Annotated in this window: 22 protein-coding genes; 16 read left to right on the forward strand and 6 right to left on the reverse strand. The window is 62.7% G+C overall.

The features are described from left to right. Positions 1 to 462 carry a GNAT family N-acetyltransferase gene (locus GWL_RS22385; RefSeq protein WP_008334812.1) on the forward strand — a complete coding sequence of 154 codons (462 nt, stop codon included), beginning with the start codon at positions 1 to 3 and terminating at the stop codon, positions 460 to 462. A 41-nt stretch (positions 463 to 503) separates the two neighbouring features. Here GWL_RS22385 and GWL_RS22390 read toward each other — a convergent pair whose 3' ends face one another. The 6 genes from GWL_RS22390 to GWL_RS22415 all read right to left on the reverse strand — a co-directional run bounded on the left by GWL_RS22390 (position 504) and on the right by GWL_RS22415 (position 6,841). Continuing rightward, a complete protein-coding gene (locus tag GWL_RS22390) occupies positions 504 to 2,066 on the reverse strand; it encodes a PAS domain-containing methyl-accepting chemotaxis protein (RefSeq protein WP_008334814.1) in 1,563 nt (520 codons plus the stop codon). 158 nt (positions 2,067 to 2,224) lie between these two features. Next, positions 2,225 to 3,028: a BPSS1780 family membrane protein gene (locus tag GWL_RS22395; protein ID WP_008334820.1), complete on the reverse strand. Its 804-nt coding sequence runs from the start codon at positions 3,026 to 3,028 to the stop codon at positions 2,225 to 2,227. A gap of 11 nt (positions 3,029 to 3,039) precedes the next feature. Further along, positions 3,040 to 3,993, reverse strand: coding sequence for a homoserine kinase (locus tag GWL_RS22400; RefSeq protein WP_034351627.1), 954 nt, complete (start codon positions 3,991 to 3,993; stop codon positions 3,040 to 3,042). Between the two features lie 175 nt (positions 3,994 to 4,168). Further along, the gene (locus GWL_RS22405; RefSeq protein ID WP_008334824.1) at positions 4,169 to 4,606 is read right to left on the reverse strand and encodes a hypothetical protein; all 438 of its coding nucleotides are present in this window, start codon (positions 4,604 to 4,606) and stop codon (positions 4,169 to 4,171) included. Between the two features lie 148 nt (positions 4,607 to 4,754). Further along, positions 4,755 to 5,450 (reverse strand): hypothetical protein, encoded by a 696-nt coding sequence (locus GWL_RS22410; RefSeq protein ID WP_008334826.1) that lies wholly within the window; start codon positions 5,448 to 5,450, stop codon positions 4,755 to 4,757. A 644-nt stretch (positions 5,451 to 6,094) separates the two neighbouring features. Further along, on the reverse strand, positions 6,095 to 6,841 hold the full coding sequence (locus GWL_RS22415; RefSeq protein ID WP_008334829.1) for a TIGR00730 family Rossman fold protein: 747 nt from the start codon (positions 6,839 to 6,841) through the stop codon (positions 6,095 to 6,097). Between GWL_RS22415 and polA the strand changes: the two genes are divergently transcribed. The 15 genes from polA to GWL_RS22490 all read left to right on the forward strand — a co-directional run bounded on the left by polA (position 6,842) and on the right by GWL_RS22490 (position 24,615). Further along, entirely contained in the window at positions 6,842 to 9,604 is a 2,763-nt protein-coding gene (gene polA, locus GWL_RS22420; RefSeq protein WP_008334831.1) for a DNA polymerase I, read from the forward strand. 385 nt (positions 9,605 to 9,989) lie between these two features. Continuing rightward, the gene (locus GWL_RS22425; RefSeq protein WP_008334833.1) at positions 9,990 to 11,678 is read left to right on the forward strand and encodes a methyl-accepting chemotaxis protein; all 1,689 of its coding nucleotides are present in this window, start codon (positions 9,990 to 9,992) and stop codon (positions 11,676 to 11,678) included. 192 nt (positions 11,679 to 11,870) lie between these two features. After that, entirely contained in the window at positions 11,871 to 12,755 is an 885-nt protein-coding gene (locus GWL_RS22430; RefSeq protein WP_008334835.1) for a dienelactone hydrolase family protein, read from the forward strand. Positions 12,756 to 13,169: 414 nt separating this feature from the next. Beyond that, positions 13,170 to 14,201: a PDR/VanB family oxidoreductase gene (locus tag GWL_RS22435; protein WP_008334837.1), complete on the forward strand. Its 1,032-nt coding sequence runs from the start codon at positions 13,170 to 13,172 to the stop codon at positions 14,199 to 14,201. A 61-nt stretch (positions 14,202 to 14,262) separates the two neighbouring features. Next, positions 14,263 to 15,258, forward strand: coding sequence for an ABC transporter substrate-binding protein (locus GWL_RS22440; protein ID WP_034351783.1), 996 nt, complete (start codon positions 14,263 to 14,265; stop codon positions 15,256 to 15,258). Positions 15,259 to 15,330: 72 nt separating this feature from the next. Continuing rightward, positions 15,331 to 16,314 (forward strand): isopenicillin N synthase family oxygenase, encoded by a 984-nt coding sequence (locus GWL_RS22445; RefSeq protein ID WP_008334840.1) that lies wholly within the window; start codon positions 15,331 to 15,333, stop codon positions 16,312 to 16,314. A gap of 91 nt (positions 16,315 to 16,405) precedes the next feature. Next, entirely contained in the window at positions 16,406 to 17,437 is a 1,032-nt protein-coding gene (locus tag GWL_RS22450; RefSeq protein WP_008334842.1) for an aromatic ring-hydroxylating dioxygenase subunit alpha, read from the forward strand. 17 nt (positions 17,438 to 17,454) lie between these two features. After that, the gene (locus GWL_RS22455) at positions 17,455 to 18,318 is read left to right on the forward strand and encodes an ABC transporter ATP-binding protein (protein WP_008334846.1); all 864 of its coding nucleotides are present in this window, start codon (positions 17,455 to 17,457) and stop codon (positions 18,316 to 18,318) included. Then, on the forward strand, positions 18,302 to 19,105 hold the full coding sequence (locus GWL_RS22460) for an ABC transporter permease (RefSeq protein WP_008334848.1): 804 nt from the start codon (positions 18,302 to 18,304) through the stop codon (positions 19,103 to 19,105). The genes GWL_RS22455 and GWL_RS22460 overlap by 17 nt, the downstream gene beginning before the upstream one ends. Before the next feature lie 28 nt (positions 19,106 to 19,133). Further along, positions 19,134 to 20,549, forward strand: coding sequence for an amidohydrolase family protein (locus tag GWL_RS22465; protein WP_008334854.1), 1,416 nt, complete (start codon positions 19,134 to 19,136; stop codon positions 20,547 to 20,549). A 92-nt stretch (positions 20,550 to 20,641) separates the two neighbouring features. Then, positions 20,642 to 21,403, forward strand: a complete 762-nt coding sequence (locus tag GWL_RS22470; protein ID WP_008334855.1) for a YqgE/AlgH family protein — start codon at positions 20,642 to 20,644, stop codon at positions 21,401 to 21,403. Between the two features lie 13 nt (positions 21,404 to 21,416). Beyond that, entirely contained in the window at positions 21,417 to 21,803 is a 387-nt protein-coding gene (gene ruvX / locus GWL_RS22475; RefSeq protein ID WP_008334858.1) for a Holliday junction resolvase RuvX, read from the forward strand. Continuing rightward, on the forward strand, positions 21,800 to 22,312 hold the full coding sequence (gene pyrR / locus GWL_RS22480) for a bifunctional pyr operon transcriptional regulator/uracil phosphoribosyltransferase PyrR (RefSeq protein WP_008334859.1): 513 nt from the start codon (positions 21,800 to 21,802) through the stop codon (positions 22,310 to 22,312). The genes ruvX and pyrR overlap by 4 nt, the downstream gene beginning before the upstream one ends. Next, a complete protein-coding gene (locus GWL_RS22485; RefSeq protein ID WP_008334861.1) occupies positions 22,305 to 23,264 on the forward strand; it encodes an aspartate carbamoyltransferase catalytic subunit in 960 nt (319 codons plus the stop codon). Before pyrR ends, GWL_RS22485 begins: the two co-directional genes overlap by 8 nt. Positions 23,265 to 23,328: 64 nt before the next feature. Beyond that, on the forward strand, positions 23,329 to 24,615 hold the full coding sequence (locus GWL_RS22490; RefSeq protein ID WP_008334863.1) for a dihydroorotase: 1,287 nt from the start codon (positions 23,329 to 23,331) through the stop codon (positions 24,613 to 24,615). The last annotated feature ends 83 nt before the right edge of the window (positions 24,616 to 24,698 follow it).

Raw genomic sequence — 24,698 nt, forward strand, 5'->3', positions numbered from 1 at the left:
ATGCAGGTCATCGAATGCAGTGAAGCCCAGCTCGATATCCTGGCCAGCTTGTTCAACGACTACCGAATCTTCTATGAATATCAGGACGACTTGCCGGCATGTCGTCACTTTCTGGAAGAGAACTTGCGATTGCGTCGGTCTTCGATGTTCTTGTTGATCGATGACGCGGGAAACGCGATTGCTTTCGCGCAGTGCTATCCCGCAACTTGTTCACTGAGCATGCGTCCTTACCAGTATCTTTCCGATCTGTATGTCATCCACAGTGCGCGCCAGCAAGGCCATGGCCGCACGCTGATGAAGTATCTCCGCGATCACTTCAGCGCGCGGGGGGCGCAAAGGATCACGCTCGATACCGCTACGACCAACTTGACCGCCCAGCGACTTTACGAAGCGCTGGGCTATGAGCGGGAGCAGGTCTATATCACTTATCACCAGGTGCTGGCGGGAGCTGCACAGCCCTGAGCGAGCCCGTCGCTACAGATCCGCTATCCGGGTGTAGCGTCTCATCGCCGCTTGAACTTGAACACCGAAATCGCCTGCAGCAGACGCATGGTCTGCTCTTCCAGGCTGGTGGCGGCGGCCGCCGCTTCTTCCACCAGCGAGGCATTCTGCTGGGTGCTGGCATCCATCTGCGTGATGGCTTCGTGCACCTGGTTGATGCCCGCGCTCTGCTGCTGGGTCGCTTCGTTGATCTCGCTCATGATGCCCGAGACCCGCTGCACCGACGCCACGATGTCGCGCATGGTGCTGCTGGCCTGCTCGACCTGGCGGTTGCCTACTTCCACCTTGGCTACCGAGTCGTCGATCAACTGCTTGATCTCCTTGGCCGCTGCCGCCGAGCGCTGCGCCAGCATGCGCACTTCCGAGGCCACCACGGCAAAGCCGCGGCCCTGCTCGCCGGCACGCGCTGCTTCCACGGCGGCGTTGAGCGCCAGAATGTTGGTCTGGAAGGCGATGCTGTCGATGAGGCCAATGATGTCGACGATCTTGTTGGAGGATTCGCTGATCTCGTTCATCGTCGTGCCGGTGCTGGCCACGGCATCGCCACCGCGCATGGCAATGGCCGATGCGGTGCCGGCCAGCTCGTTGGCCTGGCCCGCGTGATCGGCATTCTGGCGCACTGTCCCGGCCAGCTGGTGCATGCTAGACGCGGTTTCTTCGAGGTTGGCCGCCTGCTGTTCGGTCCGGCGCGACAGGTCCATGTTGCCGGTAGCGATTTCGCGCGTGGCCAGGTTGATGGTCTCGACGTTGGAGCGCACGTCGCCGATGATGGCGGTCAGATTTACATTCATCTGGCGCAGCGAGGCCAGCAGGCGCCCCAGCTCATCATGGCGGGCACTCTCGATGCGCACCGAGAGATCGCCACCGGTGATGGCATGCGTAATGTCCAGCGCCTGCTGCAAAGGCTTGATGAGCGCGGCGCGCAGGGCGATCCACTGCACCACCGACAGCAGTGCCGCGGCCGCCGCCAGCGCGCTGATCCACCACTGGTGCAGCGTCATCATGCCGGCCACCACGACCGCGATCTGGATGGCCAGCATCACGCCCATGGAAAGATTGAGGCGCGTATTCAACTGCATGCGGCCGAGCTTTCCCAGCCATCCCGCCAGTCCCGTGCGCACCACCTCGCCGCGATGCAGGGCGATCCCCTTGGCCTGACCGCGCCGGATGCGGGCGTAGAGTTGCTCGGCTCCCTCCACGGCTGCGCGTTCAGGCTTGGTCCGCACCGACATGTAGCCGACCACCTGGCCGTTCTCGCGGATGGGCGTGACGTTGGCACGGACCCAGTAATGGTCACCGTTCTTGCTGCGGTTCTTGACCAGCCCGGTCCAGGGCGTACCACCTTTGATCGTGGCCCACATGTCGGCGAAGGCTTCGGACGGCATGTCGGGATGACGGATCAGGTTTTGCGGCGCCCCCAGCAATTCCTCTTCCTCGAAACCGCTGATTTCGATGAAGTAGGGATTGACGTAGGTGATGTTGCCCTGGAGATCGGTCTTGGAAACGATGGCCCGGCCATCGATGAGCAGGCGCTCCTGTCCTGTGACCGGCATGTTCATGCGCATCTGGTACCCCCGTGTAAGAAGCTGTGTGGTGATGGAAAGTCCAACTGGCGGGGGGGCGGTCGAGCAGGCAGCGTTCGTCTTTCCCTTGCGAACGCTTCGAGCCGGGCGCGCCAGGCAGCGACAGCCTGGCGCAGGTCCCGTCTGACGGGAATGAGGCGTCAGGCGGTAGGATTGTCTCCGGATTGCGGGCTGTCGGACCCTCTGCGGGGCTTTCCGAAGACGCTAGTGTAGGTCGGATAGAACGAGCAGTACATGATGACCGTCAATATTATCGAGATCGGCAGCAAAATGAAGAACACCACCGTGATGCTGCCGGTCAGCAGCGTGATGACCATGCTGATGACGGTGGGGACCACGATGGCGATCACGATCCAGGCCAGGCCGTAGAGCAGGAAAGCGCCACCGGCACGGCGTACCGTGAAGAAGCTGTAGAACAGGGCTTTGCCCAGCGGCATCTGCTGCCACATGATCAGGGGCGCCGCGTACCAGAAGGCCATGGCGGCCGGTACATAGAGGGCGGCGGCCACCAGCATGGCCATGCGCATGCTGCCGGCGGCGCTTTCCAGTTCCTTGGTCGACAGCCCGCCACCCATCATGGCTTTCCAGAAGGTGCCGCCATCGGCCAGTGCCGAGGCTGCTACCACCAGCGTGGCCACCAGCAGGTAGAGCAGGCCGAGTTTCAACAGCGTATTGCGCGCCGGGCTGCGAAAGCCCACCAGCAGCAGGTTGGGGAAGACCCGTTCACCGCGCTCGATCTGGGCGCAGGCCTGCATGAAGGACATCGAGAACAGCGGGATGAGGATCAGCGGCAGCATCTGGCCGAGCACCGGGATGATGCCCAGGGCCAGCATCAGGAACATGTAGGCGAAGAACAGCGTCGAGATCTCGGCCGGTTGTTTTCTGAACAAGGCGAAGCCCTGTTTGACCCAGGACCAGCCGGTGTGTGCGGGGATCTTTTCCATGGTTCCAGTGCTTACAGCGATGGTGGCGCATCCTGGATGCGCAGGCGCAGGATGCGTTCGAAGTGCGTGGGATCATGCGGCGTGAGCATTTCGGCTTCGCGCGGCAGGTAGAAATCGTACAGGCGCGACAGCCAGAAGCGCAGGGCGGCGGCACGCAGCATGGGCTGCCAGGCAATGCGCTCGGCCTCCGAGAACGGACGCACGGCGCGATAGGCGGCCAGCATGGCATCGCTGCGGGTGGTGTCAAGTACGCCCGTGTCCAGGTCGACGCACCAGTCGTTGACGGTCACGGCCAGGTCGAAGAGCCAGGTATCGCAGCCGGCGAAATAGAAATCGAAGATGCCCGAGAGCTGCTCGCCCACGAACATCGCATTGTTGCGGAACAGGTCGGCATGCACCGGACCGCGCGGCAGGGCGCGGTAGTCGGCGGTGGCGGCGAAGTCCTTCTGGTACTGCACTTCGCTGGCGAGCAACTGGCCCAGTTCGGTCGGCAGGAAGGGCAGTACGGCCGGGGTGGTCTCCAGCCACCAGGCCAGGCCGCGCAGGTTGGGCTGCAGGATCTTGAAATCCTTGGCTGCCAGGTGCATGCGCGCCAGCATGTCGCCCAGAGCGGCGCAGTGCACCGGTTGCGGGTCCAGCTGGGACTGGCCTTCGAGCTTGCTGACGATGGCCGCCGGCTTGTCGTTGAGCAGACTGACGATGGCGCCCTTGTCGTTGGGCACCGGCGCGGGTACTGGAATGCCGCGTTGTGCCAGGTGGCGCATCAGCTCCAGGTAGAAGGGCAGCTGTTCGATGTGCAGCTTCTCGAACAGGGTGAGTACGTATTCACCGCGCTCCGTGCCGATGAAGAAATTGCTGTTTTCGATGCCCGAGGAGATGCCCTTGATCGAGGTGGCGCGGCCGAGCGGGAATTGTTCAATCCAGTCCGAGAGTTGTTCCAGACTGACCGGTGTAAAGACTGCCATGACGAAAATGAAAAGAGGGTACTGGCTGAGGCGCATTGCCGACAGGTCCGGCAGCTGCGCGAGGCAGGTGGCAGATACGCCGACCTTCCTGTTCCTGGACCGGCCGCGCAGTGCGGCCGGCTAACGTGGTAGTGCAGGCGCCCTTCACCGCAGGGGCAAGGGCGCGATCACGGGATCACTTCTTGGTGGTGTCGTCGGTTTCGCCTTGCTGGGGCTTTTTCACGCCCCAGTCGAACTCGCCGACCTTCCACTGGGCCGAGCTGGGTGGCGGGCTTTGTGCATCGCCGGGGGTGGAGCCGCCCAGTTGCGGATTGGGGCGGATGTAATAGGTGCTGGGGCCGGACTTGACCTCGATTTCCTTGGTCTGGCCGTGGTCACGGCGTTCCTTGATGCTGTTGCCCTGATTGCGGCTGTCTTCGCCGGGCTTGCGGATGGTCACGGCTGGCGGTTCGCCTTCTTCCAGCTTCTCCAGTTCGGGCGGCGGCGGAGCGGGCTGGGCAGCCAGGCCGGCGGGCGGGGTTTGCGCCAGGGCCAGCGGCGCGGCCAGGCCAGCCGATGCGCACAGCAGCAGCGCTGCCAGGGACTCTTTGAACCGGAGTTGGGATGGTTTCATGATCTTGTGAAGAAAAAGGGGGTGTCGTTTTCTTCATTGTAGCAAACCATCAAGGTCTGGCCCTCGCGTTTCTTCACAGGAATGGTTAATTGGACAACGTTCTGATGCGAGCACGTACGCTGGTTTGCACAGTACCCTGCCGCCGATGCTAGTCCAGCAGCGGGATGCGGGTACTGAGCCAGTCTGCCAGGGTGGGCGGCATGGGAACGACCTTGACGAAATCTTCATCTTCGCCTTCGCTGGCATCGAAGTAGGCGAAGTGGTCGCGTGCATAGTCCAGCAGCACGGGGTAGGGGCCACCCCATCGCACGGTGAAGTAACGTACTGCGCGCCATTCGCCCTTTTCATCGAAGATGCGCAGGCGGATGTGGTCGCGCCGGTCGGCATCGCTGCCGCTGCCGCACAATTCGATGCGAAACTGTTCGCCCCGGTACTCGCGCAGGCCGCCATTGAGCTTCTGGGTGTACATCTCGCATTGCCGGTAGTGCGGGCGGGTAGTGGTGACCAGCGCGATGGCCACGCCATAGCTCATCAACAGCATGTAGAGCAGGGTGGTGGTCTGGTAGGCCGGACGCCAGCGCGGCTTGGCCAGCACGATGACGCGGCCCATACCGTAGTAGAAGGCCGCCAGGGTGATGCTCATGAGCCCGGCCGTCAGCCAGTAGAGCGCCTCCCGATGCTGCTGTAGGGCGGCCCGTCCGGGGTGGAGTCCCCATTCCTGCAGGGTCGCCGGGGGCAGCAACAGCATGGCCACACCCGCGGCGATCGGCGCCAGGCTCAGGAACAGCCCGGCGTAGAGCGTACTCAAGAGCAGCTGGGTGAGGTAGACGCGGGCGACCGGCATGATGGAACAAGGGGAAAATGAAATGAATCTTCACGTAGTTGCCTTGCATCATGAATTCTCACGCGGTCGTTTCAAATCGTACGTTGGTGAGGGAAGTGAAGCTTTTTGCACTCATGGGGGGTGAGCGGCTTGTGGGAGGTGACGTTTAGGCGGGGGGGGTATTGGCGTATGAGGGGGGATGTGAAATGTCAGGCATTTTTCCGCCCGCTGCCATTGAGTTTCCGAGTAATCAGGGCGCATGGAGCGAAGTGTGGTGCAAAGACGCCGGCAATCTCAGGATGAGTGCCGACAGCGAGGCGGTGCAGCTACAGACGAGCGGTGAAGTGACATTTTTATGTTGACGATTGCACCCGCCCAGATTGGAAAGAAGTTGAAAGAAGTCGTATTGCATGCCAGCTGTAATGCTTGCCGCAACAAAGGTAAACAGAGGTATTGACGTGCTGAGGCGATCACCCCAAGGTGGAGGCATGAAGAGCGTCTTCTCATAGTCAGGGTCGTCGACATCGAAATATCGGATGCGATCATTTAAAGAGTGACGAGAACAGGCCCTGGTTGTTGCTTTCTGTCTGCAACCGCTCAAAAAACAAGCGGGCGAAACGCTCTCACGTCCCGCCCGCATGGAGGAAGACTACAACCGCAGCCGCTTACAGATACATCCCGCTCTGCCGCTCTGCTTCCTGCTGGGTTTCCGCCGGCTTGTCCTTCTCGGCGTGGAATTTCTGGATCGCTGCCAGCACTTCCGCAGGCTCGTCGATCACCTGCAGGAGGTTGACATCCTTGGGCGAGATCATGCCATCGTCCACCAGGCGGGTCTTGATCCAGTCCACCAGACCGGCCCAGAATTCGCTACCCACCAGGATCACCGGCATCATGCGCGACTTGCCGGTCTGCATGAGGGTCAGCGCTTCGGTTAGTTCATCGAGCGTGCCGAAGCCGCCCGGCAAGACCACATAGGCATCGGCATACTTGACGAACGCCACCTTGCGCGCGAAGAAGTGACGGAAGGACAGTGAGATATCCTGCCACGCATTGCCGTGCTGTTCGTGCGGCAGTTCGATGTTCAGGCCCACCGAGGGCGAGGCACCTTCGTAGGCGCCCTTGTTGGCCGCCTCCATGATGCCGGGGCCGCCACCGGAGATGACGGCATAGCCGGCGTCGGAGATCAGACGGGCGATCTCCACACACAGTTGATAATGGGGATTGTCGGGCTTGATCCGGGCAGAACCGAAGATGGAAACGGCAGGACGCAGCTCGGAGAGACGTTCGGTCGATTCGATGAATTCTGCCATAATCGTGAGTACATGCCACGACTCGCGCGCCTTCTTGGCCGTCGCGCGTTCGATGTCCCCCACCTCCCGCAGACGCGGGACATTTTTTCCTCTCTGTTCCATATGCAAAAAACCTTGTTGTTAGTTGATGGTTCCAGTTACCTCTATCGTGCATTCCATGCCCTGCCCGATATGCGTAACGCGGAAGGCGCGCCCACCGGTGCGCTCTACGGCATCATCAATATGCTGCGCCGACTGCGCAACGATTATCCCGCAAGTTACGTGGCCTGTGTGTTCGATGCCAAGGGCAAGACTTTCCGTGATGATCTCTATCCCGACTACAAGGCCACCCGCAAATCCATGCCGGAAGACCTGGCATTGCAGATCGAACCGATCCACGCCGCCGTGCGCGCCCTGGGCTGGCCGATCCTGATGGTCGAGGGCATCGAGGCCGATGACGTCATCGGTACGCTCTCCGTACAAGCCACCGCCGCCGGCCTCGACACCATCGTCTCCACCGGCGACAAGGACATGGCCCAGCTGGTCAACGAACACGTGACCTTGGTCAACACGATGAGCAATGAAGTTCTCGACATTGCCGGCGTGACCGCCAAATTCGGCGTGCCGCCCGAGCGCATCGTCGATTATCTGAGCCTCATCGGTGATACCGTCGACAACGTGCCCGGCGTCGAAAAGTGCGGCCCCAAGACCGCCGTGAAGTGGCTCACCGCCTATGGCTCGCTCGATGGCGTCATGGCCAATGCCGACAAGATCACCGGCGTGGTGGGAGAAAATCTGCGCAAGGCCTTGGACTGGCTGCCGCAAGGCCGCGTGCTGGTGACGGTCAAGACCGATTGCGATCTGTCGCAACACATGCAGTCCATCCTCGAATCGCTGACCATGCAGCCGCAGGACAAGGACGTACTCAAGGACATTTTCACGCGCTACAACTTCCGCACCTGGCTGCGCGAGCTCGGCGATGGCGGTGAGGCGGGTGCATCGAAGGCTCCGATGGCGGGAGCATCGGCCGCTGCTGCGCTGGAGGCTCCTGCGCAAGGTGGCCTGTTCGCCGCCGCGTCCAAGGTCGAGTATGAAACCGTGCTCACCGATGCCCAGCTCGACCAGTGGATCGCACGCATCAATGCCGCTGAACTCACCGCCGTCGATACCGAAACCACCTCGCTGGAAGCGATGCAGGCCGAGCTGGTCGGCATTTCGCTGTGCTGCGAGGCGGGCCGTGCCGCCTATATTCCGGTAGCGCACAACTACCAGGATGCGCCAGCGCAATTGTCGCGCGAGCACGTGCTGCAAAAACTCAAGCCCTGGCTGGAAGACGCCACCCAGCCCAAGCTCGGCCAGCATCTGAAATACGACAGTCACATCTTCGCCAACTACGGCATCCGTCTTGCAGGCATCAAGCACGATACGCTGCTGGAATCCTACGTCTTCGAATCGCATCGTCCGCACGACATGGACAGCCTGGCTGCGCGTCACCTGGAGCGCAAGACCATCACCTATGCCGAGGTATGTGGCAAGGGCGCTTCCCAGATAGGCTTCAATGAAGTGGCCATCGAGCGCGCCACCGAATATGCCGCCGAAGATGCCGAGGTCACGCTGGCGCTGCACCAGGCCATGTGGCCGCAGATCGAGCATGATGAGAAGCTGCGCTTCATCTACGAGAAGATCGAAGTCCCGACCTCGGTGGTACTGCAGAAGATCGAGCGCAATGGCGTGCTGATCGACAGCGACCGTCTGGGCCAGCAATCGCACGATCTTGGCAAGCGGATGCTGGAAATCGAACAGCAGGCCTACGATCTGGCCGGTCAGCCCTTCAATCTGAATTCGCCCAAGCAACTGGGCGAGATCCTGTTCGGCAAGCTGGAACTGCCGGTGGTCAAGAAGACCGCTTCCGGCGCGCCATCCACCGATGAAGAAGTATTGCAGAAACTGGCCGAGGATTATCCGCTGCCCAAGGTGCTGCTGGACTATCGCGGCCTGGCCAAGCTCAAGTCCACCTATACCGACAAGCTGCCCAAGATGATCAATCCGGCCACCGGTCGCGTGCATACCAATTACGCGCAGGCCGTGGCGGTGACCGGCCGTCTGTCCTCCAACGAGCCCAACCTGCAGAACATCCCGATCCGTACCGCGGAAGGTCGTCGCATTCGCGAAGCCTTCGTTGCGCCCGAAGGCAGCGTGATCGTCTCGGCCGACTATTCGCAGATCGAGCTGCGCATCATGGCGCATATCTCGGAAGACGAGAACATGCTGAAGGCCTTCGCCAACAACGAAGACATCCACAAGGCCACCGCCGCCGAAATCTTCGGCATCGCGCCCGAGCAGGTCGAGTCCGAGCAGCGCCGCTATGCCAAGGTCATCAACTTCGGCCTGATCTACGGCATGAGCGCCTTTGGCCTGGCCGGCAACCTGGGCATCGAACGTTCGGCGGCGCAGATGTACATCGACAAGTACTTCATGCGCTTCTCGGGCGTGAAGCGCTACATGGATGAAACACGCCTGCAGGCCAAGGCGCGCGGCTATGTGGAAACCGTCTTCGGGCGTCGTCTGTGGCTGCCCGAGATCAACTCCCCCAACGGTCCGCGCCGCCAGGGCGCCGAGCGCGCGGCGATCAACGCACCCATGCAGGGCACTGCCGCCGACCTCATCAAACTGGCCATGATCGCCGTGCAGGACTGGCTGGAATCGACCGGCATGCACAGCCGCATGATCATGCAGGTGCACGATGAACTGGTGCTGGAAGTGCCGCAACAGGAGCTGGACAGGGTGCGTGAAAAGCTGCCCGAATTGATGAAAAATGTTGCGGAGTTGAAAGTTCCCTTGCTTGCCGAGGTCGGAATCGGTAAGAATTGGGACGAAGCGCATTAATCTTCACATCCGTGTCATGATCAAGCGGTTTTCCCCCGCGCGACAGTGCGGGGACCTGAACGATTAGGCAAAAAAGCAAGATTGACAGAACGGCAAGCTGACGTCGCGACCGGGCCGAGACCGGTCGAACACGTCAGCAGGCGTCAGCAACGCCGGCCAAGTCGACACCTGAATCACAAGACAAGCAGGATCGCGTCACAACCGCAGACCGACGAAGACGGGATGACGCGCTGGGTGGAACCGGACCGGGTCCGGGCAACCGAGGCTGAGGCAGGCAGGCAGGGGACAAACACATTCACACCTGAGCATGACCGCATGCGGCTCGTGGCTTTCGTCATCTCCGTCTTTCCGTCCGGCCTCCGATGAACACATGGGAGGAGACGTCATGAAGTCTGCAATGAAAGTGGGTACGCGCCTGGGGCTCGGGTTTGCGTTGGTAGTCATGCTGCTGGTGCTGGTGACCGGCTTTGGCATCTTCAACATGCACCAGGTGCAGGGACGCTTCAACCACGTGGTGGAGGTCAAGAATCCCGAGAGCGCGCTGGTCAAGGACATGCTGGAAACCGTCGGTGAGCGCTCCATCTCGCTGCGCAACCTCATGCTGCCGGCCGCGCCTGAGGACGTGGACATCGAGGCGCAATACATCGAAGCCCAGACGCTCAAGTACAGGATGGCCGCGCAGAAGCTGCAACAGTTCTTCGCCGACTCGGCCGATACCAGCGAAGAAGAAAAGGCGGCCCTGCCCAAGATCCAGGCGCAGGCCACCAAGGCCGAGAAGCTGATCAACGAGGCGGTCGAGTTCGGCAAGCGCCGCGAAGCCTATGAGCTGGCGCAATTCCTGAAGGAGCAATACCTGCCGGTGCAGAAATCCTGGCAGGTTGAACTCAAGGCCCTGGCCGCGCTGGAAGACAAGCTCAACCGCGAAGCCGCCGACAGCAGTGCCGCCGCCTATGCCCGTGCGCGCTTGCTGATGCTGATCATCAGCGCCGTTGGCGTGGTGAGCGCGATCCTGGCAGCGCTGTGGATCACGCGCCAGATCCTGCGCAAGCTGGGCGGCGAACCGGACTACGCCGTGCAGATCGCCGGACAGATTGCCGAAGGCGACCTGGCCGTGGTGATCGATACCCGCGCCGGCGACAACGACAGCCTGCTGGTGGCCATGCGGGTCATGCGCGACAAGCTTGCAGCCATCGTGGCTGAGGTGCGGCGCGGTTCGGAAACCATCACCACCGCCTCCACCGAAATCGCGCGCGGCAACCTCGACCTGTCGGGCCGTACCGAGCAGCAGGCCGGGGCGCTGGAAGAGACTGCCTCTTCGATGGAGCAGCTCAATTCCACCGTCAAGCAGAATGCCGAGAACGCGCACCAGGCCAACGATCTGGCGCTGGCCGCTTCCGATGTCGCGGTGCAGGGCGGCAGTATCGTCTCGCAGGTGGTGGAGACCATGCAGTCGATCAATGCGTCTTCGCAGAAGGTGGCCGACATCGTCAGCGTGATCGACGGCATCGCCTTCCAGACCAACATCCTCGCACTCAACGCCGCGGTTGAAGCGGCGCGCGCAGGCGAGCAGGGACGCGGTTTTGCGGTGGTGGCGTCCGAAGTGCGTTCGCTGGCGCAGCGCTCAGCCTCGGCGGCCAAGGAAATCAAGGTGCTCATCGGCGATTCGGTGGGCAAGGTGGAAAATGGCAGCAAGCTGGTCGAGCAGGCCGGCAGCACCATGACCGAGATCGTCACCAGCATTCGCCGCGTGACCGACGTGATGACCGAGATCACCCACGCCAACCGCGAGCAGAGCAGCGGTATCGAGCAGGTCAACGAAGCCATCATCCAGATCGACGACATGACGCAGCAGAATGCCGCCCTGGTCGAGCAGGCTGCAGCGGCGGCCCGCTCGCTGCAGGAACAGGCGGCCGGATTGCAGCAGCTGGTGAGCGTGTTCCGCATCGATGCGGCGCAGGCGCAGGTGGCTTCCTCCGCGCGCGCCCGGGCTGCAGCAACCGAGCACGTCATCGACGTGACTCCCGCTGCCCCCGAGCTGCCGCCCGGCAACCCGGCGCTGGCCGTGCAAGGCTGAGGCATCATCAACGCGTAGCGCCGATTGCGGTTAGACTCCGGCTAGGGATGAGCGGGCGCGCACGGCGTGCCGGCCCGTCAGGTGTCCTGTTCCAGGGAAGCGGTCTGCAAGGGCCGCTTTTTCATGCCCGCCTTCTCGCCCCGCATCACTTCCACCACAACGAGGCCATGTGCCACCAAGATGGAGAACCCGATGAACGACTTTCGCAATGATGTCGACAGCCTGCTGGGCCAGAGTACCCTGAGCGGCAACGCTGACCGCCGCACTTTCCTCAAGACCGCCCTGGGCACCGGCTTTGCCGCCGCCGTGCTGCCGGTGTGCGCGCAGACCATGATCAAGACCGATACCCAGGGCCTCACCGCCGGCGAGGTCTCCATCGAGGTCAACGGCCAGCGCGTGCCGGCCTATCGTGCCCAGCCCGAGGGCAAGACCGGTCTGCCGGTCATCATCGTGGTCTCCGAGATCTTCGGCGTGCATGAGCACATCGCCGATATCGCGCGCCGTTTCGCCAAGCTGGGTTATCTGGCCATCGCACCGGATTTCTTCGTGCGCCAGGGTAATCCCATGGCCTATACCTCCATTGCCGAACTGCAGAAGGAAATCATTTCCAAGGTGCCCGATGCCCAGGTCATGGGGGATATCGATGCCTACGTCAAATGGGCCGGCGAAAACGGCGGCGACCTCAAGCGCCTGGGCATCAACGGCTTCTGCTGGGGTGGCCGCATCGTCTGGCTCTACAGCGCCCACAATCCCAAGGTCAAGGCCGGGGCCGCCTGGTACGGTCGCCTGGTGGGCGACAGGACCGCTCTGTTCCCGCAGCAGCCCATCGATATCGCGGCCACCCTCAAGACGCCGGTCATCGGCCTGTACGGTGGCAAGGACCAGGGTATTCCGGTCTCCACCGTGGAGCAGATGAAGGAAGCCCTGCAGAAGGCCGGCAACAAGTCGGAATTCCACGTCTACATGAATTCCGGCCATGCCTTCAACGCCGATTACCGCCCCAGCTATGTGGAAGCCGATGCCAAGGATGCGTGGAGCAAGGTGGTGGCCTTCTTCAAGCAGCATGGCGTGGCCTGATGCCGATGCCATAAACCGGAGGGGCTTCTTCTTGGTGCGCCTCTGATGCAGATCAAGGCAGGGCGCACCAAGATGTGCAGCTTGCAGGTGAGGGGACGGTATTTTCCGTCCCTTTTTCATTGATGCACGGAAAAATCACATGGGTTTGCGGCATATCCGGCCTTGGCACGCCGTTTGCTAAACAAGGCAGTGAGTAGAAGCGGCTAGCAGTCGGTAACGAATCCACTTACCTTCTTGCGGGGCATTGCTCGTGACGCCATCGGAACGCTCCGATGGTCCCTCTGTTTCGACAGGACACGAGACCATGCACATTGCCCGCGCGCCCTTTCTTTTTCCCTCGCCGCTTCGCGCGGCATCCCAGCTGCTTCGCTTTTCGATTAGCCTTTCTCGTGGTACCCGCAGTCGAGGTGCGCGATGAATGCCGTGCGCGATCGTTTCGATGGCAGCGCCACCACCACTTTGATGTTGCGGGTGAGGGCAGTGCGTCAGGCTGCCGAGGATATCCGTCTGTTTGAACTGGTGTCGCTGGAGGGCGCGGCGCTGCCACCCTGGACGCCGGGCGCGCATGTGCGCCTGCATCTGCGGGATGGACTGGTGCGCGCCTATTCGCTCTGCAATACTGCGCAACAGCGCGACTGCTACGTGATTGCCGTCAAGCGCGAGGCTGCTTCGCGCGGGGGTTCCGCCTTCCTGCATGCGCAGGTGCAGGAGGGCACGACGATCAGTGCATCGCCTCCCGTGAATGCCTTCCCCCTCATCGCCGATACGCGCGCGCCGCTGCTGCTGGCCGCCGGCATCGGCATCACGCCACTGCATGCGATGGCCGCCGAGCTGGCCGTGCAAGGCAGGCGGCATCGTCTGCATTACTTTGCACGCAGCCTCGCTCACGCCGCTTTCTTTCATGAACTGGCGGCCTGTTCGCAAGGCATGTCGCTGCACCTGGGCCTGGACGGGGCCGAGACCGAGCGCGCCTTGGCCGCATCCATGGCAGCCGTGCCGCCTTCGTCCCCGCTCTACGTGTGCGGACCTTCACCCTTCATCGAGGCTGCACGCCGCCACGCCCGACTGGCAGGCTGGCACGAGCAGGACATTCACTTCGAACTGTTCGCCGCACCCGTGAAGCCGTCCGCAAATGCAGATGCAGAGGCAGAGGCAGCTCCGCTCAGCGAGGTCGCCGACCGTGCTTTCGAGCTGGTACTGCACCGCTCCGGCCTGCGCTGCGAGGTCGCGCCCGGTCAGAGCATCGTGGCAGCGGCAGCGCGACTGGGCGTGGTGATCGGTACGTCCTGTGGCGAGGGTTTCTGCGGCAGCTGCGAGAGCACCGTACTGGAAGGCCAGCCCCTGCACCGCGACAGTGTGCTCTCGGCCGCCGAGCGCGCCGGTGGCCGTCGCATCCTGCCGTGCGTGTCGCGTTGCGTCGGTCGGCGGCTGGTACTGGATCTGTGATTGGCGAGTGATCAAGGCAAGTTCAACCCACCTGGAGAGGAAGGCGATGAAGAAGCAAACGATGCAAAAGCGAACATTCCTGCGGCACGTGGCCGCTGTGTGGCTGGGACTGGGCGCAGCAGCCCTGTCGATGCCGGGCTTGGCGCATGCCGAGGACAAGGTCACGCTACTGTCGAACTGGTACGCGCAGGCCGAGCACGGCGGCTTCTACCAGGCGGTGGCCAAGGGTATCTATAAAAAATATGGCATGGATGTGACCATCAAGATGGGTGGCCCGCAGGTCAACAACATGCAGATCCTGGTGGCCGGGCAGGCGGACTTCAGCATGGGCTACGACTTCACCGTGATGAAGGGGATCGAGCAGGGCCTGCCGCTGGTGACCGTCGGTACTTCTTTCCAGTCCGACCTGCAGGGCATGATGACGCATGAGGATGTCACCAGCCTGGGGGACCTGAAGAACAAGACCATTCTGGTCGCCGGCTCCGGCCAGTCGAGCTGGTGGCCGTGGCTCAAGGCCAAGTACGGCTATACCGATGCCCAGTCCAGGGCCTATACCTTCAACCTGCAGCCTTTCTTTGCCGACCCCAACATCGCGCAGCAGGCCTATCCGTCATCCGAACTGTTCCAGGCCGACAAGGCGGGCGTGAAGAGCAAGTTCTTCCTCTTTGCCAGCGCAGGTTATCCACCGTATGGCACCACCATCGTGACCTTGCAGAAGACGGTGGCGACCAAGCCCGACCTGGTGCAGCGCTTCGTCAAGGCCACTGCCGAGGGCTGGAAGAGCTACCTGGAAGACCCGGCACCGGCCAATGCGCTCATCAAGGCGGACAACAAGAACATGAGCGACGAACAACTGGCCTATGCCGTCGGCAAACTGAAGGAACTGAAGGTGGTCACCGGTGGCGATGCGGCCAAGATGGGTATCGGCGTGATGACCGACGAGCGCTGGAAGCAGACCTATGACGTCATGGTGGCCACGGGCCTGCTCAAGGCCGGGACCGATTATCACAAGGCCTACACCACCCAGTTCGTCAAGGACATGAAGGTCATGCCCTGAGCTTGCTGATGGTCCGGATGGCTGCGATGTTGCGCAGGCCGGGGCAGCCATCCTTCTTCGCGTGAGGACGCCATGATTCCCTATACACCACCGATGACCGCGCGCCACATTCCGGTGATCGATTTTGCTGACGCGTTTTCTCCCGAGCTGGCCCGCCGCGAGGCGCTGGCCTGGGAGATCCACAAGATCTCGCGTGATGTCGGTTTCTTCTACCTCGTCAACCACGGCGTGCCGCAGGCGCTCATTGAGGGACAGTTCGACTGGGCACGGCGTTTCTTTGCGCTGCCCCTGGCCAGCAAGTCGGCCATCGACATGCGTCACTCTCCCTCCGGCTATGGCTATGAGCGCATGGGGGCGCAGGCGCTGGATGAAGGTTCTCCTGTCGATCTGAAGGAAGGCTTCCAGTTCGGCTTCGACATCGCGCCCGATCATCCTTACGTGCAACGCGGCTTGCTGCGCTACGGCCATAACCTGTGGCCGCACGACTTGCCAGGTTTCCAAGCGCATGCGCGGCGATATTACGAAGCGGTACGCGCGCTGTCCCATCGCCTGCTGGGCGTGATCGCACTGTCACTGGAGATGCCGGAGGATTTCTTCGAGCCGGTCTTGCAGACACCCATTGCCACCCAGCGCATGCTGCACTATCCGCCGCAACCGGCCGGGGCGCAGCACAACCAGATCGGCGCCGGCGCGCATACCGACTGGGGCCTGGTCACCATCCTCGCGCAGGATGCCATCGGCGGACTGGAGATCTGCAATGCCGATGGTCAGTGGGTGAGCGCGCCACCCATCGATGGCAGCTTCGTGGTCAATATTGGTGACCTGCTGCAGCGCTGGAGCAATGACCTGTATCACAGCAATCCGCATCGCGTTCTCAATGCCGGCAGTGCGCCGCGTTATTCCCTGCCGTTCTTCCAGGATGGCGACCAGGCCGCCGTGGTGGCCTGCCTGCCGAGCTGTTGCAGCACCGAACGACCGGCGCGCCATGCGCCCTGCACCATCGGCGAGTACCTGGAAATGAAGGTGCGGCAGACCTTCGGATCGGTGGCGGCCTGAACAGATTTTCCGGCGAAGGCGACCGTGTTGGCACGCCGGCCGGACCACTGCGGACCATGATGTCCGCAGTCCAAGCAGAAGGAGCAGCATCATGCTGGTGACCCAACAAAAAGTCTTGCGCAAGTTCTGGTACGCGCTCATGCCCGTCTCGCAATTGAAGGACGGTCCACAGCCCTTCACCCTGCTGGGCGAGAAGCTGGTGGTGTGGCTCAAGGAGGACGGTACGCCCGCCGCCCTGCAGGATCGCTGTTGCCATCGTACGGCGAAGCTGTCGAAAGGCTTCGTGGAGAACGGCAACATCGTCTGCGGTTATCACGGTTGGACCTTCAATGGGGAAGGCGCCTGCGTGCGCGTGCCGCAGAGCGTGGATGGCAGCGTGCCCTCGGGCGCGTGCGTGAAATCGTATTTCTGCAAGGAACGTTACGGCTACGTGTGGGTGGCACTGGAAGAACCGCTGCGCGACATTCCCGATTTCCCCGAAGATGGCGCTCCGGGCTACCGCCGCATCTTCCAGTTCTACGAGCGCTGGGAAACCAGCCCGTTGCGCATGATGGAAAACTCCTTCGACAATTCTCACTTCAGCTACGTGCACCGCGCCACCTTCGGCCTGTACGACCAGCCCAAGCCCGAGAAGTACGAGATCAACGAAACCGATTACGGCTTCGAAGCCGAAACCCGTGTGCCCATCAAGAACGTCCCGGCCAGCCATCGCGTGACCGGCAGCACCGCCGACACCACGGTACGCCACATGTTCAACCGCTGGTATCTGCCCTTCGTGCGCCGCTTCGGCTGCACTTATCCGGAGAGCGGCCGGCACCACATCATCTACAACTGCGCCACGCCCATCGATGACGGCGCCATCATGCTGTCGCAATGGCTGTATCGCAACGATACCGAAGAGCAGTGTTCCGAAGCCGAGCTGATCGCCTGGGATGCGCCCATCCTGGTGGAGGACCGGGAGATTCTGGAGGCCACCGATCCCGACGCCTGCATCGACGTGCGTCGCCGTCAGGAATTCCATATGGCCTCGGACCGTCCGGGTCTCATCATGCGCCGCATGTTGCTGCAATTGCTGGAAGAGCACGGCGAATCCGAAGTGTTCCGCATCCACCCCGCTGCATGAACCCGTCAGGAGATCCCATGGACAGAGATGAACACGCCATGTCGCAGGCCGCGGCATGGGAGCAGGAGAGTGCGGCCGCAGTTGCTGGTGCACCGCCGGTGCTGTCGGCGCAGCGGGTCGAGAAGACCTATCGCAATGGCACCCGAGCGCTCGATGAGGTCAGGCTCGATATCGGACGCGGTGAGTTCGTCTCGCTGCTGGGCCCGTCGGGCTGCGGCAAGAGCACCTTGCTGAAGATGTTTGCCGGGCTGGAAGAGCCCTCCCACGGCCATCTCCGCTGGTGGGGCGGCAACCTGGCCACGGTCGGCACTCCTGAGCGTACCCTGGCCATGGTGTTTCAGGAGGCCACGCTGATGCCCTGGGCCACGGTGGAGCAGAATGCACGTCTGCCGCTGGACTTGCGCCAGGTGCCGCGCGCGCAGGCCGATGCGCGCGTGGCCGAGGCGCTCAAGCTGGTCGGCCTGGAAAAATTCCACAAGGTGCTGCCGCGCGAACTCTCGGGCGGCATGCAGATGCGTGCCTCGATCGCCCGTGCGCTGGCGACATCGCCCAACCTGCTGCTCATGGATGAGCCCTTCGGTGCGCTCGATGAATTCACCCGCAACAAGCTCGACGCCGACCTGCGCGATATCTGGAGCCGGCAGGATCTCACCGTGGTGTTCGTCACCCACAGCATCTATGAAGCAGTGTTCCTGTCCTCGCGCGTGATCGTGATGGCGGCCCGCCCCGGTCGGGTGATTGCCGATGTGGCCATCGATGCGCCTGGTCCGCGTGATGAAGCTTTTCGCATTTCGGCGCCCTTCATGCAGTATTGCAAAACGCTTTCGGATTACCTGACGCTGGCCAACCAGCAGGGAGGCGGCCATGAAGCCCAACACTGATCCGCTGATCAATCGTCCCGGTTTCTGGCGCGTGGCCGCGCCCCTGTCCATCGGTATTGCGCTGCTGCTGACCTGGCAGATCGTGTGCACGCTGCTGGAGGTGCCGCCTTACCTGGTGCCCACGCCGGTGCTGATCGCCAAGACACTGGTGGCCGATTGGAGCATGCTGATGGATTCGCTGCTGGTGACGTTGAAGATTACCTTCCTGGCCTTCGTGCTGGCGGTGATCCTGGGCGTGGCGATTGCCTTCGTGTTCGTGCAGAGCCGCTTCATCGAGGTGAGTCTGTTCCCCTATGCGATCATCCTGCAGGTCACGCCCATCGTCGCCATTGCGCCGCTGATCATCATCTGGGTCAAGGACACCACGGCGGCGCTGACGGTGTGCGCTACCATCATGGCGCTCTTTCCCATCATCTCCAACACCACGCTGGGACTGCGCAGCGTCAATCCGGGCCTGCTCAACCTGTTCCGGCTGAACAAGGCCACGCGCTGGCAGACCTTGCGGCGTCTGCGCATTCCCAGCGCCCTGCCTTACTTCTTCGGCGGCCTGCGCATTTCCAGCGGGCTGGCGCTGATCGGGGCCGTGGTGGCAGAGTTCGTGGCCGGCACGGGCGGCACTGGTTCGGGGCTGGCCTATCAGATCCTGCAGGCGGGCTTCCAGCTCAACATTCCGCGCCTCTTCGCCGCCTTGCTGCTGATCACGCTGACCGGCATCCTGCTGTTCTGGCTCATGAGCGCGCTTTCCCGCGCCATGCTGGCTGGCTGGCATGAGAGCGAGATGGCATGATGATCCCAACTCAAGGAGCCGAATCCTCATGAACACTTTCCTGATCAGGAACCTGCAGGCCATCATGACCGGCCTGCCCGGTGAGGCTGCGCGCCACGCCGGTCCGGACATCCGCGTGAGCGACGGCGTCATTGCCGCCATCGGCCGGCTCGATGCGCTGCCGGGTGACAGCGTGATCGATGCCAGCGATTGCGTGGCCTATCCGGCCTGGGTCAATACCCACCATCATTTGTTCCAGTCGCTGTTGAAGGGGGATCCGCTGGGCATCAATGCCACGCTCACGCCCTGGCTGGCGGCCACGCCCTATCGCTATCGGGCCAGGTTCGATGCCGAGCTGTTCCGCCTGGCCGCGCGCATCGGCATGGTGGAATTGATGCGCTCGGGTTGCGGCACGATTGCCGATCACAATTACCTGTACTACCCCGGCATGCCCTTCGATACCTCGGAGATTCTCTTCGAGGAGGCCGAGCGACTGGGCCTGCGTTTCGTGCTGTGTCGGGGGACGGCGACCCGCACGCGGCAGCTGGAAGCGGAGTTGCCCAGTGCCCTGCGACCGGAGAGCCTCGATGCTTTCCTCACCGATATGCAGCGCCTGGCGCGGCGCTTCCATGATCCCGCGCCCGCATCGATGCGGCGCGTGGTGATGGCGCCGACCACGCCGCTCTATTCGGCGGCGCCCGAGGAAATGGGCGAGATCGCCAAGGCGGCCCGCGCAATGGGTTTGCGCCTGCACAGCCATCTCTCGGAGACGGTCGGCTACCAGGACAGCGCACAAGCCATGCACGGCTGCCGTCCCGTGGAATTCTGCGAACGCATTGGCTGGCTGGGGCCGGACGTATGGTTTGCGCACCTGGTCAAGCTCGATCCCGAGGAAATTGCCTTGCTGGGAAGTACCGGAACGGGCATCGCCCATTGCCCGCAAAGCAACGGTCGGCTGGGCAGTGGCATTGCCCCGATTCGCGCGCTGGAGGCGGCGGGCGTGCCGGTATCGATCGGCGTGGATGGTGCTGCCTCCAACGAGGCTGCCGACATGATCTCGGAAACCCATGCCGCCTGGCTGATGCAGCGCGCGCGGCGTGGACAGGAGGCGATACCGGCCGTGCGCGGCGGCCATTTCGAAGGAGGGGCCGACGAGGCGACGGTGGAAGATGTGGTGCGCTGGGGGAGCACCGGCGGTGCGCGCGTGTTGGGGCTGGACGGACTGCAGGGGCTGCAGGTCGGTCAGCAGGCTGACATCGTCCTGTACCGGCTGGATGATCCGCGCTATTTCGGCCTGCATGATCCGGCCATCGGGCCGGTGGTCTCGGGTGGGCGACCTTTCCTGAAGGCAATGTGGGTCGGTGGTCGCGCCGTGGTGAGCGATGACCTCATTGCCGGCGTGGATCTGACCGAGTTGGCAGCGCAAGCGCGGCAGGCCGTCAGAAAGATGCTTTGTAGCAACTAAGGGCCGTGTAAAGGCGGCTGCTTGCGGCCGCCTTTACGGGCGCTTGCCCATGAGCCGCATGGGATCCCGGCCAAAACTGCTAAAATGCCGGGATGATCAAGAGACGCAATTCTCCCTTCAGTTTCTCAGCCGAGGATTTCGACGAATCCGTGGATTCCTTTGGCGCCTTCGACCCGTTCCATTCCGACTCCAGCTCCCGCGATGCCGCCTCCGCCGATGACGGCAAGCAGGCGGAGGGGGAGGACGCTGCCTCCGAGGAGGCTCGTCCGCCTCTGGAGCTGGACCTGACCGACCATTTCCTGATCGCCATGCCGTCCATGCTGGACCCGATCTTCGGCGGCACCGTGGTCTATCTGTGCGAACACAACCATAACGGCGCGCTGGGCGTGGTCATCAACAAGCCCACCGACATGACCATGGACGTGCTGTTCGACCGCATCAACCTCAAGCTGGAAATCCGGCCCGACACCCCCGATGCCATGCCCGAGCTGTATCGCCGCCCGGTCATGTTCGGCGGTCCGGTGCAGGTGGAGCGCGGTTTCGTGCTGCATTCGACCTCGGAGAAATATTCCTCGACCCTGCAGGTCACCGATGAAGTGGCGCTGACCACCTCCAAGGACGTGCTCGAAGCAGTCGCCCATGGGGACGGCCCGCAGCGCGTGCTGGTGACGCTGGGTTGCTCGGGATGGAGCCCCGGCCAGCTGGAAGGCGAGATCGGTCGCAATGGCTGGCTCACTGTCAAGGCCGACCCGTCCATCATCTTCGAGTTGCCTGTGGAGGAACGCTTCACGGCGGCACTGGCGCTGCTGGGCATCGACCCGGTGATGCTGTCTGGCGATGCCGGACGGGCCTGAGGAGCAGGAACGCTTGGACACCATCCTGGCCTTCGACTTCGGCTTGAAGCGTATCGGCGTGGCCGTGGGCAATACGGGCCTGAAGCAGGCGCAGCCGCTGGCGGTGATCAGCGAAGCGACCAACGACGGTAAGTTCGCGGCCATTGCGCGCCTGATCGCGGAGTGGCAACCGGCGCGCTGCGTGGTTGGCCTGCCCCTGCATCCGGACGGCGCCGAGCATGAGATGAGCGTGCGCTGCCGCCGCTTTGCCAACCAGTTGCACGGCCGCTACGGACTTGAAGTCACGCTGGTGGATGAACGCTACAGTTCGGCAGTGATCCAGCACCAGCGCGGCGAGCAGATCGATGACCAGGCTGCCGCCATCATTTTGCAGCAATACTTTGACGACGCACATTCATGAGCACAACACCTTCCCAGCTTGATGCAGAAGCGCTGTACCAGACCCTGGTGCAGCAGATCCAAGCCGGCCTGCAGGGCGCAACCGAGGTTGCGCTGGTGGGCATCCACTCGGGCGGCGCCTGGCTGGCCGAACGCCTGGCGGCTGAACTGGGCCTGGGCGAACGCCTGGGCTTCGTCGATGTGTCCTTCTATCGCGACGACTTTTCCGAGAAGGGCTTGCGCGCCGATGTGAAGCCCAGCCAGATTCCCTTCGATGTCGAGGGGGCTACCATCCTGCTGGTCGACGACGTGCTCTATACCGGTCGGACCACGCGTGCGGCCATCAACGAACTGTTCGACTATGGTCGCCCGGCGCGCGTGCTGCTGGCGGCGCTGGTAGACCGCGGTGGTCGCGAGCTGCCCATTGCCGCCGATTTCGTGGCGACCTCGGTTGAACTCACCAAACAAGAAAACCTGCAACTGCAACGCGCCGACGACGGCCGCTTCTCACTCACGGTGGTCCATGCTTAATCCCCAACTCAACAAAAACGGCGAACTGCAACACCTGCTGACCATCGAGGGTCTGCCGCGCTCGATCCTGACGCACATCCTCGATACCGCATCGTCCTTCGTCAGCATCGGTGACCGCGAAGTCAAGAAGGTGCCGTTGATGCGCGGCAAGAGCGTCTTCAACCTGTTCTTCGAGAATTCCACGCGCACCCGCACCACCTTCGAGATCGCCTCCAAGCGTCTGTCGGCGGACGTGATCAATCTCAACATCCAGGCTTCCAGCACCAGCAAGGGCGAGTCGCTCCTGGACACCATCGACAACCTGGCGGCCATGCACGCCGACATGTTCGTGGTGCGTCATGCGCAATCGGGCGCGCCCTTCCTGATCGCCAAGCACCTGATCGATACGAAGCAGTCGCACGTCCACGTGGTCAACGCCGGTGATGGCCGCCACGCGCACCCGACTCAGGGTCTGCTGGACATGTACACCATCCGTCACTACAAGAAGGACTTCACCAACCTGCGTGTGGCCATCGTGGGCGATATCCTGCACAGCCGCGTGGCCCGTTCGGATATCCACGCGCTGACCACCCTGGGTGTGCCGGAAGTGCGCGCCATCGGCCCGCGCACCTTGCTGCCCAGCGGCCTGGAGCAGATGGGCGTGCGCGTCTTCCACAACATGGAAGAGGGCTTGAAGGATGTGGACGTGATCATCATGCTGCGCCTGCAGAACGAGCGCATGAGCGGGGCCTTGCTGCCCTCGGCGCAGGAGTTCTTCAAGAGCTATGGCCTGACACCGGAACGTCTGGCCCTGGCCAAGCCGGATGCCATCGTCATGCACCCTGGCCCGATGAACCGTGGTGTGGAAATCGATTCAGCCGTGGCCGATGGTGCTCAGGCCGTGATCCTGCCGCAGGTGACCTTCGGCATCGCCGTGCGCATGGCGGTCATGAGCATCGTGGCCGGCAATTGAATCCCAGGCTGACGACGACTATCCCCGCGACGTTTTGAACGATCCGTTAAGAAGACAAGAACTGATGAAACTGCATATCAAGAACGGCCGCCTGATCGACCCGGCCAACGGCATCGATGCCCAGCAGGATGTGTATGTGGCCGCCGGCAAGATCGTCGGTGTGGGCCAGGCCCCGGCCGACTTCGTGGCCAACAAGACCATCGACGCCACCGGCCTGATCGTGGCCCCCGGCCTGGTGGACCTGTCGGCGCGCCTGCGCGAGCCCGGCTACGAGTACAAGGCCACGCTGGAGTCCGAGATGCAGGCCGCCATCCAGGGCGGCGTGACCAGCCTGGTCTGTCCGCCCGATACCGATCCGGTGCTGGACGAACCCGGCCTGGTGGAAATGCTCAAGCACCGCGCCCGTTCGCTGAACCAGGCGCACGTCTATCCGCTGGGCGCGCTCACCGCCGGCCTGAAAGGAAAGGCGCTGACCGAAATGGCCGAGCTGACCGACGCCGGCTGCATCGGCTTCTCGCAAGCCGAAGAGCCCATCACCGATACCACGGTGCTGCTCTCGGCGCTGCAGTATGCCAAGACCTTCAACTACACCGTCTGGCTGCGTCCGCAGGACCCGCACCTGGGGCGCTCGGGTATCGCCCACAGCGGTCCGGCCGCCTCGCGCCTGGGCTTGTCGGGGGTGCCGGTGATGTCGGAAACGATTGCGCTCTACACCCTCTTTGAACTGATGCGCGCCACCGGCGCCCGTGTTCACCTCTGCCGCATGTCCTCGGCGGCGGGGCTGGAGCTGGTGCGCCAGGCCAAGAGCGAAGGACTGCCGGTGACCTGCGACGTGGGCGTACACCATATCCATCTGTGCGACCTCGACATCGGCTTCTTCGATTCCAACGCCCGCATGACGCCGCCACTGCGCTCGCAGCGCGACCGTGAAGCGATTCGTACCGCCTTGCTGGATGGCACCATCGATGCCGTCTGCTCCGACCACACCCCGGTCGATGACGACGAGAAGCTGCTGCCCTTCGGCGAAGCCTCGCCGGGCGCCACCGGCCTGGAGCTGCTGCTGTCGCTGTCGCTGAAGTGGGCGCTGGAGACAGAAGGCGAGGGCAAGGAAGTGCTGTCCAAGGCCATCTCCAAGGTCACCCACCGCGCCGCCAAGGTGGCGGGCCTGAAGGCCGGCAATCTGGCCGTGGGCAGCGTGGCCGACCTCTGCCTGTTCGATCCGAACATCCTGTGGAAGGTACAGGGTTCCGCCCTGGCCAGCCAGGGCAAGCACACCCCGTTCCTGGGCTACGAGTTGCCTGGCGTGGTCAAGGCGACCATCGTGTCGGGGCACATTGCCTTCGAGCGTTGATATTGTGACGTTTGATTTTCACTTGATCGATGCTTGTCTTCGGGCAAGTGCGTTCTTGATTTTCGATTAAGCGGTTTTTTCGT

Source organism: Herbaspirillum sp. GW103, assembly GCF_000261365.1.
GTDB lineage: Bacteria > Pseudomonadota > Gammaproteobacteria > Burkholderiales > Burkholderiaceae_D > Herbaspirillum.

Excerpts from the sequence above, each read along its gene's own strand:
- GWL_RS22460 (WP_008334848.1), top strand. The coding sequence starts at position 18,302 with ATGAAGCCCAACACTGATCCGCTGATCAATCGTCCCGGTTTCTGGCGC.
- GWL_RS22425 (WP_008334833.1), top strand. The coding sequence starts at position 9,990 with ATGAAGTCTGCAATGAAAGTGGGTACGCGCCTGGGGCTCGGGTTTGCG.
- GWL_RS22400 (WP_034351627.1), bottom strand. The coding sequence starts at position 3,993 with ATGGCAGTCTTTACACCGGTCAGTCTGGAACAACTCTCGGACTGGATT.
- GWL_RS22465 (WP_008334854.1), top strand. The coding sequence starts at position 19,134 with ATGAACACTTTCCTGATCAGGAACCTGCAGGCCATCATGACCGGCCTG.
- GWL_RS22430 (WP_008334835.1), top strand. The coding sequence starts at position 11,871 with ATGAACGACTTTCGCAATGATGTCGACAGCCTGCTGGGCCAGAGTACC.
- GWL_RS22450 (WP_008334842.1), top strand. The coding sequence starts at position 16,406 with ATGCTGGTGACCCAACAAAAAGTCTTGCGCAAGTTCTGGTACGCGCTC.
- GWL_RS22410 (WP_008334826.1), bottom strand. The coding sequence starts at position 5,450 with ATGCCGGTCGCCCGCGTCTACCTCACCCAGCTGCTCTTGAGTACGCTC.
- pyrR (WP_008334859.1), top strand. The coding sequence starts at position 21,800 with ATGAGCACAACACCTTCCCAGCTTGATGCAGAAGCGCTGTACCAGACC.
- GWL_RS22490 (WP_008334863.1), top strand. The coding sequence starts at position 23,329 with ATGAAACTGCATATCAAGAACGGCCGCCTGATCGACCCGGCCAACGGC.
- polA (WP_008334831.1), top strand. The coding sequence starts at position 6,842 with ATGCAAAAAACCTTGTTGTTAGTTGATGGTTCCAGTTACCTCTATCGT.
- GWL_RS22470 (WP_008334855.1), top strand. The coding sequence starts at position 20,642 with ATGATCAAGAGACGCAATTCTCCCTTCAGTTTCTCAGCCGAGGATTTC.
- GWL_RS22405 (WP_008334824.1), bottom strand. The coding sequence starts at position 4,606 with ATGAAACCATCCCAACTCCGGTTCAAAGAGTCCCTGGCAGCGCTGCTG.
- GWL_RS22395 (WP_008334820.1), bottom strand. The coding sequence starts at position 3,028 with ATGGAAAAGATCCCCGCACACACCGGCTGGTCCTGGGTCAAACAGGGC.
- GWL_RS22415 (WP_008334829.1), bottom strand. The coding sequence starts at position 6,841 with ATGGAACAGAGAGGAAAAAATGTCCCGCGTCTGCGGGAGGTGGGGGAC.
- GWL_RS22440 (WP_034351783.1), top strand. The coding sequence starts at position 14,263 with ATGCAAAAGCGAACATTCCTGCGGCACGTGGCCGCTGTGTGGCTGGGA.
- GWL_RS22385 (WP_008334812.1), top strand. The coding sequence starts at position 1 with ATGCAGGTCATCGAATGCAGTGAAGCCCAGCTCGATATCCTGGCCAGC.
- GWL_RS22445 (WP_008334840.1), top strand. The coding sequence starts at position 15,331 with ATGATTCCCTATACACCACCGATGACCGCGCGCCACATTCCGGTGATC.
- GWL_RS22485 (WP_008334861.1), top strand. The coding sequence starts at position 22,305 with ATGCTTAATCCCCAACTCAACAAAAACGGCGAACTGCAACACCTGCTG.
- GWL_RS22390 (WP_008334814.1), bottom strand. The coding sequence starts at position 2,066 with ATGCGCATGAACATGCCGGTCACAGGACAGGAGCGCCTGCTCATCGAT.
- GWL_RS22455 (WP_008334846.1), top strand. The coding sequence starts at position 17,455 with ATGGACAGAGATGAACACGCCATGTCGCAGGCCGCGGCATGGGAGCAG.
- GWL_RS22435 (WP_008334837.1), top strand. The coding sequence starts at position 13,170 with ATGAATGCCGTGCGCGATCGTTTCGATGGCAGCGCCACCACCACTTTG.